Source organism: Allorhodopirellula heiligendammensis (genome assembly GCF_007860105.1).
GTDB classification, from domain to species: Bacteria; Planctomycetota; Planctomycetia; order Pirellulales; family Pirellulaceae; genus Rhodopirellula; species Rhodopirellula heiligendammensis.
Genome location: NZ_SJPU01000001.1, coordinates 896079 through 913617 on the forward strand (window position 1 = coordinate 896079; position 17539 = coordinate 913617).

Annotated in this window: 15 protein-coding genes; 7 read left to right on the forward strand and 8 right to left on the reverse strand. The window is 54.6% G+C overall.

The genetic code is table 11. The annotated features are described in order from the left end of the window. The first annotated feature begins 6 nt into the window (after positions 1-6). The 3 genes from Poly21_RS03420 to Poly21_RS03430 all read left to right on the forward strand — a co-directional run bounded on the left by Poly21_RS03420 (position 7) and on the right by Poly21_RS03430 (position 3790). Positions 7-306, forward strand: a complete 300-nt coding sequence (locus tag Poly21_RS03420) for a hypothetical protein (protein WP_146405587.1) — start codon at positions 7-9, stop codon at positions 304-306. Positions 307-1521: 1215 nt separating this feature from the next. Continuing rightward, positions 1522-1731, forward strand: coding sequence for a hypothetical protein (locus Poly21_RS03425; RefSeq protein WP_146405588.1), 210 nt, complete (start codon positions 1522-1524; stop codon positions 1729-1731). 628 nt (positions 1732-2359) lie between these two features. Then, positions 2360-3790 carry a reverse transcriptase/maturase family protein gene (locus Poly21_RS03430; RefSeq protein ID WP_146405589.1) on the forward strand — a complete coding sequence of 477 codons (1431 nt, stop codon included), beginning with the start codon at positions 2360-2362 and terminating at the stop codon, positions 3788-3790. Between the two features lie 92 nt (positions 3791-3882). Here the strand turns inward: Poly21_RS03430 and Poly21_RS03435 are convergent, their stop codons facing one another. From Poly21_RS03435 to Poly21_RS03445, 3 genes are all read right to left on the reverse strand, one after another. Beyond that, positions 3883-4146, reverse strand: a complete 264-nt coding sequence (locus tag Poly21_RS03435; RefSeq protein ID WP_146405590.1) for a hypothetical protein — start codon at positions 4144-4146, stop codon at positions 3883-3885. Between the two features lie 411 nt (positions 4147-4557). Continuing rightward, positions 4558-5247, reverse strand: coding sequence for a hypothetical protein (locus tag Poly21_RS03440; RefSeq protein ID WP_146405591.1), 690 nt, complete (start codon positions 5245-5247; stop codon positions 4558-4560). Positions 5248-5806: 559 nt separating this feature from the next. After that, on the reverse strand, positions 5807-6193 hold the full coding sequence (locus Poly21_RS03445; protein ID WP_146405592.1) for a hypothetical protein: 387 nt from the start codon (positions 6191-6193) through the stop codon (positions 5807-5809). A 1388-nt stretch (positions 6194-7581) separates the two neighbouring features. Here Poly21_RS03445 and Poly21_RS03455 point away from each other — a divergent pair. From Poly21_RS03455 to Poly21_RS03465, 3 genes are all read left to right on the forward strand, one after another. Continuing rightward, the gene (locus Poly21_RS03455) at positions 7582-7770 is read left to right on the forward strand and encodes a hypothetical protein (protein WP_146405593.1); all 189 of its coding nucleotides are present in this window, start codon (positions 7582-7584) and stop codon (positions 7768-7770) included. Between the two features lie 167 nt (positions 7771-7937). Beyond that, on the forward strand, positions 7938-8546 hold the full coding sequence (locus Poly21_RS03460) for an RNA polymerase sigma factor (protein ID WP_302117399.1): 609 nt from the start codon (positions 7938-7940) through the stop codon (positions 8544-8546). Positions 8547-8633: 87 nt separating this feature from the next. Continuing rightward, on the forward strand, positions 8634-11126 hold the full coding sequence (locus Poly21_RS03465; protein WP_146405595.1) for a bifunctional serine/threonine-protein kinase/formylglycine-generating enzyme family protein: 2493 nt from the start codon (positions 8634-8636) through the stop codon (positions 11124-11126). A gap of 914 nt (positions 11127-12040) precedes the next feature. Here Poly21_RS03465 and Poly21_RS26980 read toward each other — a convergent pair. Beyond that, a complete protein-coding gene (locus Poly21_RS26980) occupies positions 12041-12310 on the reverse strand; it encodes a hypothetical protein (RefSeq protein WP_302117401.1) in 270 nt (89 codons plus the stop codon). 30 nt (positions 12311-12340) lie between these two features. Between Poly21_RS26980 and Poly21_RS03475 the strand changes: the two genes are divergently transcribed. Further along, positions 12341-12802 carry a hypothetical protein gene (locus Poly21_RS03475; protein WP_146405596.1) on the forward strand — a complete coding sequence of 154 codons (462 nt, stop codon included), beginning with the start codon at positions 12341-12343 and terminating at the stop codon, positions 12800-12802. Between the two features lie 71 nt (positions 12803-12873). Here Poly21_RS03475 and Poly21_RS03480 read toward each other — a convergent pair whose 3' ends face one another. From Poly21_RS03480 to Poly21_RS03495, 4 genes are all read right to left on the reverse strand, one after another. Further along, positions 12874-13899, reverse strand: a complete 1026-nt coding sequence (locus tag Poly21_RS03480) for a glycosyltransferase (RefSeq protein WP_146405597.1) — start codon at positions 13897-13899, stop codon at positions 12874-12876. Between the two features lie 26 nt (positions 13900-13925). Beyond that, complete coding sequence (locus Poly21_RS03485; RefSeq protein ID WP_146405598.1) at positions 13926-14789, reverse strand: LicD family protein; 864 nt, start codon at positions 14787-14789, stop codon at positions 13926-13928. A gap of 62 nt (positions 14790-14851) precedes the next feature. Then, positions 14852-16690, reverse strand: a complete 1839-nt coding sequence (locus Poly21_RS03490; RefSeq protein WP_146405599.1) for a glycosyltransferase family 2 protein — start codon at positions 16688-16690, stop codon at positions 14852-14854. A 479-nt stretch (positions 16691-17169) separates the two neighbouring features. Then, entirely contained in the window at positions 17170-17505 is a 336-nt protein-coding gene (locus tag Poly21_RS03495; protein WP_146405600.1) for a hypothetical protein, read from the reverse strand. Positions 17506-17539: the final 34 nt, after the last annotated feature.

Consider the following 17539-nt stretch of genomic DNA (forward strand, 5'->3'; position numbering starts at 1 on the left):
CCCCGCATGCCCGATCCCAAGACGCTTCAGGTTGGCGACCGCATTCAGATCCTGCGTGTTCCCGAGAACGACTTGCGACAACGCGAACGAGAACTTGCCGAGAAGACGGACATGGCGGGCTGGACGGCTGACAGTATTGAATGCATCATCGAACAATCGCCGGTCGTCAGGGTTTCACGCATCGATGAATACGGATGCGTCTGGTACGACGCGGCAGTAGTTGGCCCCGACGGTGTCGAGGAAGAGCATTCACTGATCGTGTACGATGATGACACTTGGGAACGCCTGGATCCTTTCAGGGAGTGACGCATCATCGGTTGCATGTGAGTCGCCACGTCAAGTTTCCTGAAGTGTGCAGTCCGGCCCAGCGACCACGTGAGCCGTAGCGTAATCACCAAGAAGCCTAGCTCTTTGGACAGATTTTGCATCGGGTTGATTGTCACCGTATTCCTGGCGGGGTGTAACTCGCAAGGAAAGAGCCTTCAGGGCACGGACGTTTCAGAGAATTGTTCACCATCCGTACTGGCTGACCGCCAGCGAGACCTTTTCAGCTTCTTGCTCACGAAAATCGATGAACCTGAAAAGTACGTGGATAAGGATGAGCCGAACGGCAGAATCTATCTTCTGACGTTGACTCCAATGGATCAATGGGGAGACTCAGGTGACTGGTAAGATCTCCCCAAGGAGTACCTTGCGATAAATCCACGACTGGAAAAGTGGTATTGAAATACACGGATGTCTCAGCACTGACGCTGAACCAGGAATTGCATTTCAAAATCCGGATTTTAAACGCAGTTCTGAAAGCCTGGTAGCCATCATCGAGTCCGTTCGTCACGCACTTCGACTGAGCTTCCTGCTTCTCAATTGAACAATGCAATGAGTCTTGTTCCCGGAGAAGCGATGCCTGGGCGGTTCATGCAGACACACTGCCAGGATGCCCGCAATGAACCCACCGAGCCCCGCTGAGCGGTTCAGGGCCTTCTTGAGCGATTCTCGCTATCGAGCACCAGTGACCTTGCGGGAGCGTCAGGACTGGCAGGCAGTTTTCGTGCGTACCACGTGAGTGAATCGTTCATGTTGACGATGTGATCGTTTTCGATGATCGCGTGAGTGATGCGTGGAGTTTTGGTTGGTTCAGCAAGGAACGATATCCAAACTCCTGTTTGCAGTCGTCGACAGAACATGTGGCTCGAGAAGCCAAAGAAGGATCAGCATCGCACTGTGCAAAGAGCAGTGTGAGGAGGTTGCTGCATCGCTTCTGTCCAGAGTTGATCCCCTGGTGAGTGCTCGTCTTGGCTTTCAGTTCGTGAGGGTCATTGAGGCTCAGAATCCGATTGAATTTCTCTAGCGACGTGGCAGTAGTTCAGTGCCGATGTGACTCACTCGATCGGCTTTCGTTTTGAGAGAGTATTTTTTGCAATCTTGTTGACCACGTAATGCGCCACGGTATATTGAGCACCTACGTTTAATTAGTGCCGCGAAGGCATTGAGGTCACGAGAATTATAACTAAAGGCTGAACGATGAAAACGAACAAAAGCAGCGACGTGAAGAAACCCAATCGATTGATGAAAGTCTTATTCACACCGGACGAACAGACATTCGTGAAACTCGTGGCGAGCATGAATAGAATACCGGCAAACCAGTACATGCGAGCAACCGTTATCGCCCAAGCAAAATTGGATATCCAGGCGATGGAAGGCAAGATCAGCAAGTTGGTCGACTCCATTTAAAATCCGGCTTTTAGAACTGGAGTGAAAGTTAAAGCAGGAGTGAAACAGATTTTACATTTTGACTGAAGCATGCATCTGATTCGAAACACTTCTCCATGAATTGTTCAAGTGCTGATCCAGAGATGGACCGGCCAAGGTTAGCGAGAGCAACCGGAGAACAGTTACTTCTTTCCACTGACACAGAAACGAAAAAGCGATTTGGAAACAGAGACAGGGAAACGAAGGAGAGAGGACAATGAAGCAATGCATAACCAACAACGAGAAACAAAGAGGAGGTGGTAAACGTTCCCGTAACAGCGAGGGAATCCAGAACAAATTTGAAGACGTACCTTTTACGTCGCTGTTAGATTTTCAATCGGCCCTTAGAACGCTGAAGAGAGCACAGTTGATCTTTCCTTTTACTAGGGGATCAATAGAGATCTCGGAATTCGTCTTGGTCGGTTGAAGGGAGGAAGCATCAGAGGCTTTTCGGGCCTTGGCTCCGCCGTAAGACCCATTGCAAAATTTTATGGCCTTACCTCCGCCGTAAGGCCAATCGCAGATTTCTTGCCCACGCCTTGAACGCAGTGATTTTCTGTCCGCGTTCAGTCCGGGTACCACAAATCGTTTTCAACACTGCAGCATACGCATGCCAAAGCAAACGATAGGACCTCCATTCAACCCGCTCGCTCTCGCCAAAGAGACACAGGTAGCGGTCGAGCTATTACTGCTGGAGGATCAGACAAAATCCCAGGCTCAGACTTCGGAGCCTGCTGCAGAGTTCGAGGCGAAGCGACAGTACTCGCGTTTGCAAAGCTGCTATCTCAGCAATCGTGTCCGAGGACTTTATGGGCCACTCGAGGCTTATAGGCTGGCCGTCAAGGAATGGGCTTTGGTTTCCGCTGACAAAAAACATGAGCACTGTCAGACGTTGCTTGCGGCGGTCGCCAATCCGATGATGCTCAATATCTCGCTGGAAAAGCTGATGCCCAAGCTGATCCGTCGTGATGCAGATTTGGAACTGTTTCTTCACGATTCTTCCGCGAAGTGGAACTGGCTTCGTGGACTTCAGCGTGACCTGACTGAGAACCGTTTTCGCCGAGGCAAGTACGAAAAGTACAAGATCGCCAAGCCGGGCAATTCTGGATTCCGCACGATCGAAGTGCCCAACTCCGAAGCCCGCATTGTCGCCCGCACCTTGGCGAGTGTCTTGCAGCCGCTAGTTGATCCATTGTTTTACCCACTGAGCGTCGGTTTCCGCCCAGGTCGCTCCGTTTTGCACGGCATCGCTGCTGCCGAGCAACTGTTGCAAAGAGGTTTAACCCACTGGGTGGCATGTGACATTCGCGATGCTTTTGGCCAGGTGCCCAAGCAACCGCTGCTGGACGTACTCACCTCTCGCCTGCACGGTTCATCAGTGATGTGCTTAGTGCGAGAAATCCTGGACACTCATCGTAAACGAGGGATCCCCCAAGGGATCGCGATTAGCCCGCTGGCAATGAACGTGTACCTCGATCATTTCCTGGATCGTTGGTGGACTGAACGTTTCCCTCACACCTGCCTGGTCCGATACGCTGACGACATCATGATCGCGTGCCCCAGCCGTCAGTTGGCCATCGCTGCCTTCGAGGCATTGGAAACACGAGGCACAGCAATCGGGATGCCCATAAAGGAGACGCAGACGGATGCCGTCTTGGATCTGACGAAAGGCGACGTGGTGGATTGGCTGGGATTTCGGATTCGGCTGTGCGGCGACGATATGAAGGTGACGCTTGGCACCAAGAGCTGGGAAAATCTGGAATTCAAACTCAAAGAAGTGCAGTCTCGTAAATGCAGGGGCGAAACCTATTCGCGCGAAGATATCGCCTCGATTGGATTTGGACGCATGCTGGAAAAGGCAATTGCCTTCGGCGAGCAGCAAGTGCCAGCAGCCGCAGTTAAGATCCGCGATCTTGCCAATGAATTGAATCTCGACATGTCAGCGTTTACCAACGAGCGAGCTCAGTCAGCATGGTCGGTCGGTCAGCAAAAGTGGCAGGAGGCACGTGAGAAAGTCACTGACTGGCTGCCATTGAATTGATCAATCTATCGGACGTGCTCAAGCGAGAGACGGCGTGCTTTGTGATCCACCCGGTGGCCTACCGCGTACGACTTTCCGAGCGAGACGGACCGTCAGGCCCAGGCTTTGACTTCAGTCACGAAGCGGCGATCGGCATCGTTGCGATAGAAACCGTGAACGCCTTTGAATTTCACGTTTCCTATAGTAGTACCCGACACACCCTGCACACCCGACACGCCCGTCACACGCCCACGCTCTGCCTCAAACCAAAATCCCGCCAACTGCGAATGATCGCAGCCAGCGGGCCGACAGATGTGGCCTGGGCCATCATTCAGGTGATGATGGCACCGACACGCGATCGGCTTGTGACGAGGCATCACAGCGGTGAATATCAGCGGCAACTACACCACCCAAGCCAGAGACGACATCGCGACTTTGGATTGGTTGATGGACGCCACCGCCGTCGAAGCGGCATCGCTGATCGCTTTTGCACCCCCAACGACGTTGACTATCCCTTCAGGCCCCGTCAGGCCGGGCTCCTGGCCGCGGGAAGCCGAACGGAGCAAAGAGGCCCGGCCACGAGAAGTCCCCTGGCGGCCTCAGGGAGGCGATGGATCGGCCATTGTCGAGGAATGCACTTTCGGCCCATCAGGCCTGACGCCTCCATGTTCGCCCAGGCCTCCTGATTCAGTGTCCAATCAAAAAGGGCACTCAGCGTCCAGAACAGTTGCTCCGGGCTTGTCGAGTCCTTCGGAAACGGGGGTGAGTCAATCTCCATGGAGATATCCTTAGGGTTTGTATCGGCTGATCCGCAGTAGTTGCTTCCGCGGGTACATGTCGAGTAAGTCAATGAAGTGAGGGAAGTTGTCAGGCTCGTACAGATCCATCCAAGGGATCCGCGATGAGGCCTTAAGTGCCATCAAGATGCCAGCATGGGTACACGAAGGTGCCTCCTTAACGTGCAACGGCGGTCCGTCGTTCTTATGGTTCACCTTGTCGATGACGCCGGTAGTGGTTTTCGGGACCACCTGAATCCCAACGTGGGATAGGTAGAACGACTGAGTATGAGGGTTGAAGGTCGGTATCATCAGCTGAGCGGTCGCCAAGGCTTTACACCGTTGGTGTGGTCCACGGGTCGAAGGGAGGAACGGGAGTTCGTCAGTCAACGGAAGGCTACGCTTCCAGATCACCATCTTGCTCACCTTCCGGACTCTAAGTGAAGGCTCGGTCAGTACTCTGAACACATCAAACATCCGACGAGAGAAGCACCAAGGGCACACCCGAGAGTTCCCGCACAGCTTGGTGTACGGGGTGACGTCGAACCCGCTAGGCGGGCAGTTCATGTCGTACGTGTACTTCTTCGCCAGTTTGTAGTTGTACGTTATGGCCTTGAGGTAGTGACCGCGAATCGCGAACTGCAATGCCAGCGTCGCCCCGAGATGCTTGTGAATCCAGCGTAACTCAGGGTTGGCTATCATCGCGTCAGTAACGCAAGATCGTGTGACCTGAGCGAGAGCCGGGTACGAGGATTTAGCGAACGCGTGTCTGACGACCCCTTTCAAGGGAGTAGGGTCGACAAGGCGAGGGGACTCAACCATAGGAACCTTCAGGGTTAGAGGGATAGTTTTGTAGAATTAGCGTAGTATGTCATTTATAATGACATAGTGGGGCACGTTAAGATGCCCATACGATTGTGTTGGTATTGATAGACGTCGTCAAACAGAGTTCAAGATTGGGTGTTTCAAAAGCCGGAATTTAAACGGCTTTCAGTACTCCAAGTTTGACCGCCTGAAAGTTAGGTTAAATGGCACGCCTCTAAAAAACGTGTCATCTAACCTAACTTTCAGGCCAGACGACACGGGTTAAAAGCCGGAATTGAAAGAGGTATCTGAAAGCGACTCACTATCAATACCAACACAATCGTATGGGCATCTTAACGTGCCCCACTATGTCATTGTAAATGACATACTACGCTAATTCTACATAACCCGGCGGCAGGACCCGTGAAAGTCAGGTCCTGCCGCTCAGCGGTTAGTCTTAGCGTTTCACGATGATGCGAAAGCCGTCCTGATCGTAGTCACCTGGGGCTTGGTGGGCGTACTGAACGCCGTGAGTGGAGAAGTGCTCTCCTGACTCCACCTCGACAACGTCACCGAGTGCGGCGGCCGTGGTCTCGGCGAGTCCACCCCAGCAGCTCTTCGTGATTATTGCGATGTCATCGATGCCGACCTCGTCAGTGTGACTCCAGGCCAGACATTGGTTCGGACTGACGAGGCATCCAGGGGCCTCCAGTGCGACGGGATTCGCGTGTTCGCTGGACGACGGATGATGATGACGACCACGCCATAATCCGTGACGACGTGCTGTCGAGATGCAGTCGCTCGACGATTGCCGTAGTTGATCAGCGAGTTGTTGCTGATGCATTAAAACTACCTTCGTTTAATGAGGGTTTGAAACGTCCATCAGGTTTGGACGGCGTAGCGTGACACGCTTGATTTCCGCGTCTGGCCAGTCGTCTTCGCCTGCGACACCCAATACCTATCGCAGGGGCGTAACACGAAGTGCCAGAATTTTCCAAGGGTGCCGTGCTGGCAGAGCTAGAGAGGCGGGTTAAAAGGCCTGCAATGGCTTCATCTAGCCTATTTCCTTTGATTCTGATCGCCGACTTCGGATTGCCTGGTTAGTAGCAGTGCCGAAGCCCCTGAGACGCAGTTGAGAGCTTCAGGGCCGTGATTGGCTCCAACTGGCGGAATCTGCTGCCTCGGGGCAGTCTCAGTACTCACAGAAGCTCCAGCGGCCTCAGACGGGATAAGGACACCCTTAGCGATGGGAGCCAACTAAGCTGACGCCAACTTCGCAATTGATAATGACGAAATGCAAGCTTTGTCCGGATTCGCCGCTGCTGCATTCGCGGTGAACGAGGCAGCAACGGCTACAGCAACTGGAAATCGAAAAGGAAGCCGAGTCGAGCGAACTACATGAGTTGGTCGAGGAGCACGCGGGCGAAGAGGGCTTGATGGCTGAAGTGACGGGCGACAACGGCAAGTTCAGCAAAGGGAATGTCGACAGGCGAGCCAAAGCACTCATTAAGGCAATCCGTGCTGAAGATCTCCGGGACCGGCCGGTGTGTCCGGGCTCCTCAGAGCAAACGAAAACTCAGGTATCTTTACCGCCTGCTTGCCGGACGGTTTCCCGAATGCACGCCGCGTCGGATTGAGGCAAGACTGGTCCCCACGATTGCCTTCGATCCGGGTTTAAAAGCCAGGTTTTGAAGTGCCGTCTCAGATTAAAATCCGCCGACAGGCAGCCGAGCAGTCAAAGCGTCACTGAGCCCAATCCGGCTGCGTGACGTCGGTGGGCGCCGAACACTTTACCTCGAAGCACCCTGCTTCCGGACGCGAGGCGTAGTCGATGTATGCGACGGGATATTTGCAGACGAGGCCGAAGTGATGGCTGACGGGCATGCGGCGGCAATACAAGGACTCCCTGGGATTCGGGCCTCAGGTACTGGAGGGCCGGCCCTTCCTTGCTGTGTTCCTCCGCAGACTCTGTTACCCTTTGGGGGGCAGAAACCACGACGGTCTCACTCCACTGACGGGGGAAGAGATGAGCGAGAAACTGAGCGATTACTTGATGACGGCAGAGGCGGCGGAATTCCTGGGCGTCTCGTAGAACACGCTACGGGCCTGGGTCAAGCAGGGAAAGATTGCAGTGCAGGTCAATCCAGTGAACAACTACCGGTTGTTTCGTCGCAGGGACCTGCAGACATTCCTCGACTCAGTGGCCAAACCGGTGACGCGAAAAGCGAAGTGATGGCAATTGTGCCGCAGGCCGTGGCACAATTGCCCGCCCAGCCGGATCAGCCGTCTTCCTCGTTCTTGCTTGGCATTCCTTGGTATCACAATGTCGTTTTGATTGAGAAAATCATCGACGCGATGGATGTGCAGGTCGACCTGAGCGGCAATGCATTGAACTCAGCGGAAGTCCACGAAAGCCTGTAAGGTCTGATGCTGAATCAACTGGGGCTGTACGAGAAACTCAAATCCCGAGCGACAGGAGCGTGAGCATGACGAGAAGCGAGAGACCAGGGAAAGATGAACTTAGTGGGGTTCCGATGCGACTTGATGACCATTCCACGCCGTCATCGCACTCTCAATCTCAGTCCAGATTGGCAACTCGATCCAGCATGATCGTTGACTTGAAGGGGCTTTCGCCAGAGCGGTGGAATGAGTTTGTTGCGGTCTACTCGAAATGGCTGAGGTATTACATTCGGCACGAGGGGGTGCCACGCGAGGCAGTCGACGATGTGCTACAGGACGTTTTGAACTCACTTTACGGGAGTATCGGTAAATTCGAACGAGATCCCAAGCTGGGCAAGTTTCGGGGCTGGATGCGGAACATCATCCGTTGGAAGGCTGCCGATTACCGCCGAAAACGGCCCGAGGGCAAACTCGAGTTTGACCCTGCTTACTTTGACGCGGTGGAGGATCCCTTGGTCGAATCCATGCTGGACCATTCCGCTGGCGAAGAGGGCCAAAGCAACGACGAGGATTTGAAGATACTCAGAGAGGCGGTCAGTGCCGCGATGAACATCGTTCGGAGCAAGGTCAAACCCAAGACCTGGGAGATGTTTGAGCGACGAGAGTTGAATGATGAGGATCCTGCCGACATTGCATCGGATCTGGGCGTGACGCTGGAAAACATCCGCATGAGCGTGAGTCGAGTCAAAGCGAAACTGCGAGAAATCCTCAGGGATGATTTTGCCCCGAAGTCATAGTTTGCTCAATTTCGTGTTACGGTCACGCGATAGGCATGTGCTAGGGCATTTCCTCGAAGACTGAAAACTCAAACACGTTGTCTGCAAATGATCGCATCACCAACTTGCCCTGAGCGGGAGCACTTGATTCGCCTTAGCAGGGGAGAAATCTACGGCGATGAAATTGACCAGTTGTATGACCATTTGGATTCTTGCCCGGAATGCCAGCAGATCTTCTTTGGAATCGAGAAACCAGACGATAACTTTCGCAACTTGATCGCTGGGATCACCCCGGAAGACCTGAAACAAGCGAAAGTCTTCACTGATAGGGAGTTACTCAACGAAACAGCAGTTTCGGTCGTTGATTTCTTCTCGAACAAGGTCAATGCGTCCCGGCGAGAACCTGTCCTCCAATTGCCGTGCACGATTCGGCAATACAACGTCACTCGGCTGATTGGCATGGGCGGCATGGGTGAGGTGTACGAGGCACAGCACACGAAGCTGAAACGGCGGGCCGCCGTCAAAGTCATTCGCAGTTTCCGACAGGAAGATCCGGCGGCCTACGACCAGTTCATTAAAGAGATTGAGACCGCTGGCCAATTGGGTCATCCCAACCTGGTGCTGGCCCACGATGCCTGGGAGGACAAAGGGTGTCACTACCTGATCCAGGAATACTTAGAAGGCGAGTCGCTTCACGAGTTAGGGCAGCACCAGAAGATCGGCGCGACTGCCGAGGTCATTGAGATTCTGCTCGGTACTTGCCGGGGTCTGGATCAACTTCACGCACAGGGCTTCGTGCATCGGGACGTCACGCCGCGAAACGTCATGCGGCTCCATGACGGCACGATCAAGCTGATTGATTTCGGACTGACTTTGGCGACTGAATCCGGAAAGACGGTCCCGCGATCTCGGGCCGGGACCCCGGGGTACATGTCGCCCGAACAGACGCTGGGGAATGTTTCGATCGACCACCGGTCAGATATTTACTCAGTGGGCCGCGTGCTGATGTATTTACTCAGTAAGTTGCCTGAAGTTGTCGCAGAAACGAGGCGAACCGAGCCCGTCCAGAAGCTCACCACACTCGCGGAGCGATTGACGCAGCAGAAACCGAAGGATCGCCTTCAAAGCGTCTACGCCGTCATCGTGCTGCTGGAGCAACTCGAGTATCCGGACCTGCCAGCGCACGCGCCGTTGAAAGTGGACGCTCCTCCGATCGTTCCGCCACCTCCGCCGGTTTCACGTACTCAAGAGACCGAGCGGGCATTCCCTCGCATACGCACAGCTGTACCGGCAGACGCTGCAAAACCGAAACCGAAACCGAAACCGAAGCCAAAACGTCGCGGCATCGGCGGGCTAATTTTGGTCGCGTTGATGCTCGCAGCGGGTGGATTCGCCGCGTTTCAGATCATCTTCAAGACTGACCGCCAAGCCACCGTTTTTGTCGAGAATCACCAACCCGGTGACGTCGTTCGGATCACCAGCGAGGATGGGGAAGTTCGATCGGTTGAACTTGGGGATCAGGCGAAGTTCGTCGTTGATCGAGGTACTTACAAGCTGTCACTCAAGGGCCCCGACAATCGTCGACTCAGCCCCGCCAGCATCACGGTCACAGGCCAAGACCAGCTGACGGTACGAATCGAGGACCGCATCGCCAAAAACAACGATATCGAGCCGACCATTGCTGCGCCGATGGTTGCTGAGAATACCGCGCAGACCCCGAATGAGCAGGAGCCGATCAGCCAAGGGACCAGCACCGGTTCGGCTCCGTTAACGGCACCTCTCACCGCGACGGACATTCCAACCGTTCGCCAGGCTTGGAGCAACGACCGAAAGCTTCCCGAGATGATCACGGTTGGGATGCCCAACGATCGAGCCTTTCAGCTTGAGTTCGTTCTCATTCCGCCGGGCACTTTTGAAATGGGCATGCCGGCAACGCTGCCGATGATGCCAGGAAACAAGCAGGAATGGGCTGCCGCCAGTCGACCGGTTCATCAGGTCACGATCACGCAGCCGTTCTACCTGAGCCCCTACGAAGTGACGCAAAAGCAGTTCCGTGATGTCATGGGAGGCGGATTGACACCCGTCACGGGCGACGGAACCAAATTTCCCGCCACACAGATTCCGTGGGACGCCTGCGTCGACTTTTGCGATCGCTTATCAAATTCCGGAACGAACATCCCGGAGGGCGGTAAAGTCCGTCTGCCCACCGAAGCCGAATGGGAGTATGCCTGCCGAGCCGGCACGACGACTCGATTTTGGAGCGGTGACGAGATCGGGCCGCATCAGGCCACCCTCAGGATCAGCGGTCGCGAGATGAAGTTGGAACCCGTTAACTCATTCCAACCCAATCCGTTCGGCCTCTACCAGGTGCACGGGAACGTTGCCGAATGGTGCTCAGACTGGTTTTCCCCGGGTTTCTACGCCTCATCCGGCAAAGCCGACCCCAGAGGCCCAACCGATGGCTCCCGCAAGGTGATCCGCGGCGGCGGCTATTCCAACCCGCCATTCTCTGCGACGTCTTATTGGCGGCAAAGTTCCGAGCCCGACACCCGCAGCGGCAACATCGGTCTGCGGCCCGTCATTGAGCTGCCTGCCCGGTAACCGTCTGCCCTCGGTGGCACCGGATTTCGCTAAATTTCAGGGCGATTCCCATTTTCTGCAGTCTCCGTGTTACGCGTTTGAGATAGGTAGACACCCTGCCTTCAAACGCGATGCTCGATAGGCAGCACCGCACGTCGACCGGTCCACGCTTGAGGTCGTCAATCAGGGAGGTAGCTTCGCCAAACGATATGTTTTCGAGACGGTCGACGTTCAATCGTTCGCGAACCAGACGTGAGGGATCGACTTTTTACACTCTGTTAAAGGCGAAGATACTTGAAATATAAGATGGAATTTTCATTCCCTGGACGGGCGCAACCGCCGGTGCATCTGCGTTCCCAAAGTGGTCACCAGTTCATGCCGGTACTAGAATCCCGCGGATACTATGCAATAGAATGATATTCGTCGCAGCTGCTGCATTACTCGTCACACAGGCCAGAGTGTGGTGCGAAAGTTCAATGCTCGATCTATCCGCAAGTCAGGCGGCCAGTCCAACCAGCAAGTTGGCTTTTTTATCACGTGACCAGCGGATAGATCGCAATTCGTCACGCATGGCAATCCGCTACGCATGACGGGATCCAGGACTCGATCAGTCAATGTTCCGCAGTCTAGGTCACGTCCGTCTAGGCAGACGGTCGCCTGCAATCGATCTTTTAAAATCCGGCTTTTACCGCGCTCTTCGATACGCCTGGCAGCGGAGAGGGGAGCCACACCTCTTACTTGGAATTTGGCTTGCTCGCCCCGATGTCGGGTCCAACCTGGAGACCTGTGGCAACCTTTTTGACCAGCAGTAAGTCTTGCTGCTTGATCTTCGAGAGGCGGAAGTGGGGCATGTCCACTGACGCCAAGTCGATGGGTTCATCACTGGCGGCATCCTCGCGAAGCAGTGGTGCGAGGTGTCGTGCGCACAGATTCAGTTACTCGAGGTTGGTGCTGTCGTAATCGACGATTTGAGACAGGAATTCGTAGTAGCGAGTGAACGAGATGAGATCGGCGCGGAAGATCACCAAGGGGCGTTGTTCACGAGCACCGAGAGGCAGCACGTCGGAACTCGTATCGGTGCCACTGCGGCAGAGCCTAACGCGATCGATGCGGAAAACTGGAGATGCAGACGATTGGCGATAGTTGCCGAGAATATTCAGAAGGCTGATTCGGACGACGAACGTCTTGAGTACGTCGCGACACAATCATGGCTTCCTCAATAGAGACCGGAGCGAATGCCTCTCTCGCCAGGAGATGCACCGGTCGAATCGGAACGGGGCGAGGAGCCCTTGCTTGCCGAGCTGCTTCGGCCAGCGGGAATCGGGCCCAACGATTGGCAACAGATGGCCAAGGACTCGACGACGATGACGGCGAAGACGACGAGTTCATTTTTGCGGCGATGCGGAACGTTTTTCACATCGGATACCTGGAAGGGCTCAGCGCACGCGACCGAGAGTGACCATACACAATCGCAAAAGCTCTGCCGGAACTACCTCCTAGTCATCGACGCGATGCCGCAGTCGGTCCCGTGGATCGTCATCGCCGTGGCCCGTCATTTCTTGGTTGCTGATTCCCGCGACGAAGCCGCAACGATGATCATGGAAGCCGTCACAGAGCGTTTCGGTGAAGATCATCGCCATGGACCGATTCCATCACGGAGACGTGACGCTGGCCCGCTCCTTGGCTGTCTCATCTAGATTGACAGCGGTGATGTTGACGAGATCACCGGGGATGTTCGCACTGCCTATCCGTCATAAATGGTCGATAATCAACGACCATCGTACACAGCCAGTTCACTGAAAAAGTCTTTCCAATCGTCCGCGGTAGACTCCATCGACCAGTGTGACGCGAGCCAATTCCGGGCTTCACGAATCATCGCTTTCCGCTCCTCGACCTCGTAAGCGGCTCGCGAAGCGTAGTACACGAAGTCGCGTTGGTCCGAACAGAGGAATCCAGTCTTGCCGTGTTGAACTAAGTCGCGCCAGCCACCGCGGTCGTCCACGATCAGCAGGCATCCGCTCGCCATCGCTTCGAAGCCCACGCGAGGAAGGTTCTCGTAAGTCTCGGTGGCTTGGATGATGCAGTGAGACTGTTTGTAGACAGCCTGCGGCGTCAGTTCTCCTGGCGGATAGGCACGGATCCAGTCTGGTTCTTGTCCGATTTTTGCACGCACGCCCGCGTCGACGCCCAACATGATCCCGCTTTTCAGCACAGGTGCCACCATCGTTTCATAAATCCACAACTGAGCCGGATGAAACTTCCCCGGATCTGCGCGAGAAAGACGGGCGAACCGAAAGGTCTCTTCGTCGCGATCTTCGATAAATGGAAAGGCATCCAAGTGAAAGTGTGGCCGCACCTTAATCGGCCGGTAGGTGTCGTTGATCGACCTCAACTCAGAGGAGACCTTCTCCATGGCGTGGTCCGTTTGGTAGAGAAAGAAGTCAATCATGCCACGGGCGTGCATCGCTTTTTCCTTTTCAAACAACCACGTCATGCAGTTGACGAAAGTGGTTGACTTGGCATGTGACCGGATCGCATCGAGGTTATCCAAGAACCCTGCATTGCAATAGGAAATGACGTGTTTCCCCGCACACGCGTTCCAGTCGCAGGGCTCGTGGACGATGCAACCGCGTTCGCTCATCCCCATCAGGTGGCAATTGTGATCCATCGGGCCGGTGTGAACCAGGTGCACCTTCACGCCCAGTTTCTGCCAAACATGGATCTGATGATCTAGTTCTGTATCAGCCCCGCCAAGGCGGGATGGATACCCAATCACGCAAATTTCATCGATCAACGAATCTTCCCTGGCTTTCAGATGAGCTAACGCGGGTAGAGAAAGAATGGCTTTGTGGGGTCGCGATAGGCAGATGTGGAGTCCTTGCGAACGAGAACCTCTGGCGCCCACCGATCCCAGAAAAGCGCTATTCCATGGTCCTCGATTTTCTCGTAGCGTCCTTCGTCAACGCCCGGCCTGCTCATCCGCCCGTCCGAGAAAAAATGGACGGGACCTGACCAACTCGGATGCTCACCATGGTAGACAACCACTGAGTCGTCGGTGAAATCTAGATTCACATTGAACATCGGAAATTCATCAGCCAAGTCTGCGATTCTACGTCGTTCAGATGGTTCGCTATAGGAGCCTTCGGAGCGATGGCTATAGTTACTTGAGGACGGCTGGCGGTTCCAGTAAGGATAAATCTGGTTTAAGAGAGTCTCGGGGGATTTGGGAACCGGAAGCTGCAAAGGCCCGAAACTCACTTTTTGCAATGGCAGCACAGCCGATTTCTCGACGACAGCGAAGAAACGATGGTACATATACTCGATGATGATCGTCGACGAAGTTTCATCATAGAGAGTGATATCAGCAAACGGCCAGCTCCAATCGGCCCCGGTCTGGTACATGGCAGCTCGTGGATTCCAGATCTTTGCAAGGAAGGGCCCTAGGCGACGGAATTCCCAGCCGTTCGCTGCTGCCGTCGCTTGCAATTCAGAGATTCTTTCGCGAGGAAATGCTACGTCCAAGTCGTCATCCCAGGGAATGACATCGTGATGTCGCCACGCTCCGAGTAGCGTCCCGTGAGAGAGCCACCATGGATAACCGAGAGCATCAAGCAGGCTACCCGCCTGCGTCACAGTCTCGTAAAGACACTGTTTTTCAGTATCACTCATTCGGGTAGTGAACATGGTCGACTCTGCCTGTATTAGTAGTGTCACGATACGCAACCGCCTCAGTACATCTGCGGCGACTAGGTGATTTCACGAGGGTTCGATTTTGCAATTAGTTCTTCAATTACGAAATGATACTCGGCACTCTTCCATTGATTACTTTCGTCGTCATGGAACAGCGTTTCCGCCGGCCAATCGTCCCACAGAAGGCTCAACACGTTCTGATCGGACCATTCGTAACGTCCTCGGTCGCCGTGGCACGCCTGCATCGTGCCATCAGGATACAAGGAAATCTTTCCGGCCCAGTCCTTATGCGAGACGGAAAAATGCCTGACCTCACGGTCTGCTGCCCGGCTGTCTACAAAGGCATGGAAATCGCTTTGCGGCGGGTTTTGATAGTTCTCGTGTCGACAGCGTTCTGGATGCCACTGGTGATAGAAGCCAGCTCCCTCGTCACGGCGAATATTCGCGATCCTGCGTACTCGCTCGTAAAAGATGTCGTCCTCGCCGCCCCAGCTTTGGAACTCGGGAACCCCTCCAGACGCGGCGAACATTTGTTTGGATAGAAACACATTACCGAAGCTCGCGTGCTCCAAGTCGAGCAAGCCTCCGTGAATGTTCAGATAGCGGAAAACGGGGAAATACGCCGTCGCCTGATCGATCGCTTCGATTCCATCACGCATCAACTGGGCCGTCACCAGCATGTCAGCATCCAGGAATAACAATCGATCGCTCGAAGCATGCATCGCAGCCATATTGAGACCACGCCCCCGGGAAAAGCCTTCCGTCAAGTTGAAGTGCTTTAGCGTCAAGCTATCTGCGGTATTTGCAAGCCACTGAGAAAGTGGCCAGTCGTCTGAGTTGAAATCTGCGACTACCAACTCCACGGCCGCACGATGTGAAGGCAGCGATCCCTGCGGACTGGGCTCATCCCAAGTTTCCATAAGCTCTCGGGACGCTGCGACGATCGCCTCCACACACTTTGGAAATAGCTCCAACAGATGATCCTGATGGGCAATCCGAGAACGGTTTTTGAGGCTGACGCATACCGATAACGCTGGAAGATTCGAACAGAGCGAATCTTTGGTGGACAGCTCCCCCGATTTCGTAGCGGCTTCAGTGTGAGTTGCGATAATAGACTCAGCGGCCTGGCGAAGACATGTGTCCGCGATGGGTATTGGGCGAACGTTGAACTCCCCAGGTGCCGAATCGAGTGATTTTTGGCCGCCGTTGATCGAGAGATGCTGGTAGGGCGACGCACCCCGCAAAATCCCTGGTCGCTTGTACTTCAGTACCGGCATCGTAATGAACGGCAGCCCGAGAAACTCGTGTATCCGCTTAAAGAATACCGCATCTTCACCCAAACTCTGTTGCGGATATCCCCCAACGGTCTCCCAGAGTTTCTTCGTAAAGCAACAAAATCCATGACTTACCCAGCCGGGCGTGGATTGATTGTCGTGCAAATTGGCGTCACCCCAGTACGCCCAAAATTCGCTCGGTCGGTAGAAGGCTGCTTGGCGGGACAACATTTCGCGCACTGCATCTGAGAATCTCCACGGCAGATAAACGTCATCGTCGTCCCATACGGCAATGACCTCCCCCACGGCGAGTTCGATGCAAGCATTGCGTTTCTCGCCCAGTGTTGCATACCGTTGAGACTGGTTGACGACGCGCACCTGCGGATGGTCAAAGCGAAAGATCTGTCCGTCACAATCGTTCAGGATGATGAGCTCTTTTTGCGGATAGTCTTGAGCCAAAAACATCGCAACGGATTCACTGACTAACTCAGGGCGTCCAAACGTTGGCATGATTGCCGACACCACTGGTTTGTTGCCCGTGGACAGGCATGCAGCCGATTTCTGAGAATCCGACAGATCCGAAATTGGCGCGAGAGAGTGGTCAGTCTGTCGTGGTTGCATGCTAAGAACACGTAATGGCACGGACGCGATATTGGCTCAGGGATCACGAGGTCAATGAGCAACGGTGCCCCTGTGCCTGGTGTTACGCATGGCTTCGCCACGTCGAGCCAGAAGGGCGTCTACTCTCGCAGTCGCCAAGCCGAGTGTCAATCTCATCAGAGCAAGTCTTCGATCACCGATCACCGCGAACCGTATGGCTATCTCGTTAAGTTGGTGGCCCGTTATTGAATGCGATTCTCACAGGCGATTGCGTCTTCGGCACAAGTGTCCAGAAACATTGGTTGTGAATTAAAACGCTATTTGCGGAAAAACGCACCCCCCATTAGCTTTAGCGTTTGACACTGCTCCTTCACGATTCAACACTGGCTTCAACTCACGCCTTCCCCGCATCGAAAGAGTCGATCGATGAGTACTAGTAGCAGCAGTGGTTTTTCGAGTTCCAGCAGTTCTTCGTCTGGATCTTCGTCGTCGAGTAGCTCTCATTCGACGAGCAGCTCATCCTCCAGCAACTCGCTCAGTTCATCTTCATCGGGTTCGCACTCGAGCTCTTCTTCGGGTGGTAACTCGTCGAGCAGTTCAACAGGATCCTCGTCGTCCAGTAGCTCGCTCAGTTCTTCGTCTTCGAGCGGGGGCTCGTCAAGCAGTTCGTGGCCATCGAGTTCATCATCCAGTCCCTGGCAAGGCCCGGGTCCTTTGCCCGATCCAGGACCACCCGACGAGCCCTGCGATCTCCCTCCAAGTGATTCGATGACATCGTCCGGCGGCGGGGCGAGTATGGCAAGATCGGCAGGTAGTGGTTCTGACGATGCTGGCACGTGTCCGCTACCGCCAGAGAACCCGTGTTCAACA

Coding starts and splice junctions, on each gene's coding strand:
- Poly21_RS03420 (WP_146405587.1), top strand. CDS start 7: ATGCCCGATCCCAAGACGCTTCAGGTTGGCGACCGCATTCAGATCCTG.
- Poly21_RS03425 (WP_146405588.1), top strand. CDS start 1,522: ATGAAAACGAACAAAAGCAGCGACGTGAAGAAACCCAATCGATTGATG.
- Poly21_RS03430 (WP_146405589.1), top strand. CDS start 2,360: ATGCCAAAGCAAACGATAGGACCTCCATTCAACCCGCTCGCTCTCGCC.
- Poly21_RS03435 (WP_146405590.1), bottom strand. CDS start 4,146: ATGCCTCGTCACAAGCCGATCGCGTGTCGGTGCCATCATCACCTGAAT.
- Poly21_RS03440 (WP_146405591.1), bottom strand. CDS start 5,247: ATGATAGCCAACCCTGAGTTACGCTGGATTCACAAGCATCTCGGGGCG.
- Poly21_RS03445 (WP_146405592.1), bottom strand. CDS start 6,193: ATGCATCAGCAACAACTCGCTGATCAACTACGGCAATCGTCGAGCGAC.
- Poly21_RS03455 (WP_146405593.1), top strand. CDS start 7,582: ATGGCAATTGTGCCGCAGGCCGTGGCACAATTGCCCGCCCAGCCGGAT.
- Poly21_RS03465 (WP_146405595.1), top strand. CDS start 8,634: ATGATCGCATCACCAACTTGCCCTGAGCGGGAGCACTTGATTCGCCTT.
- Poly21_RS03475 (WP_146405596.1), top strand. CDS start 12,341: ATGCCTCTCTCGCCAGGAGATGCACCGGTCGAATCGGAACGGGGCGAG.
- Poly21_RS03485 (WP_146405598.1), bottom strand. CDS start 14,789: ATGTTCACTACCCGAATGAGTGATACTGAAAAACAGTGTCTTTACGAG.
- Poly21_RS03490 (WP_146405599.1), bottom strand. CDS start 16,690: ATGCAACCACGACAGACTGACCACTCTCTCGCGCCAATTTCGGATCTG.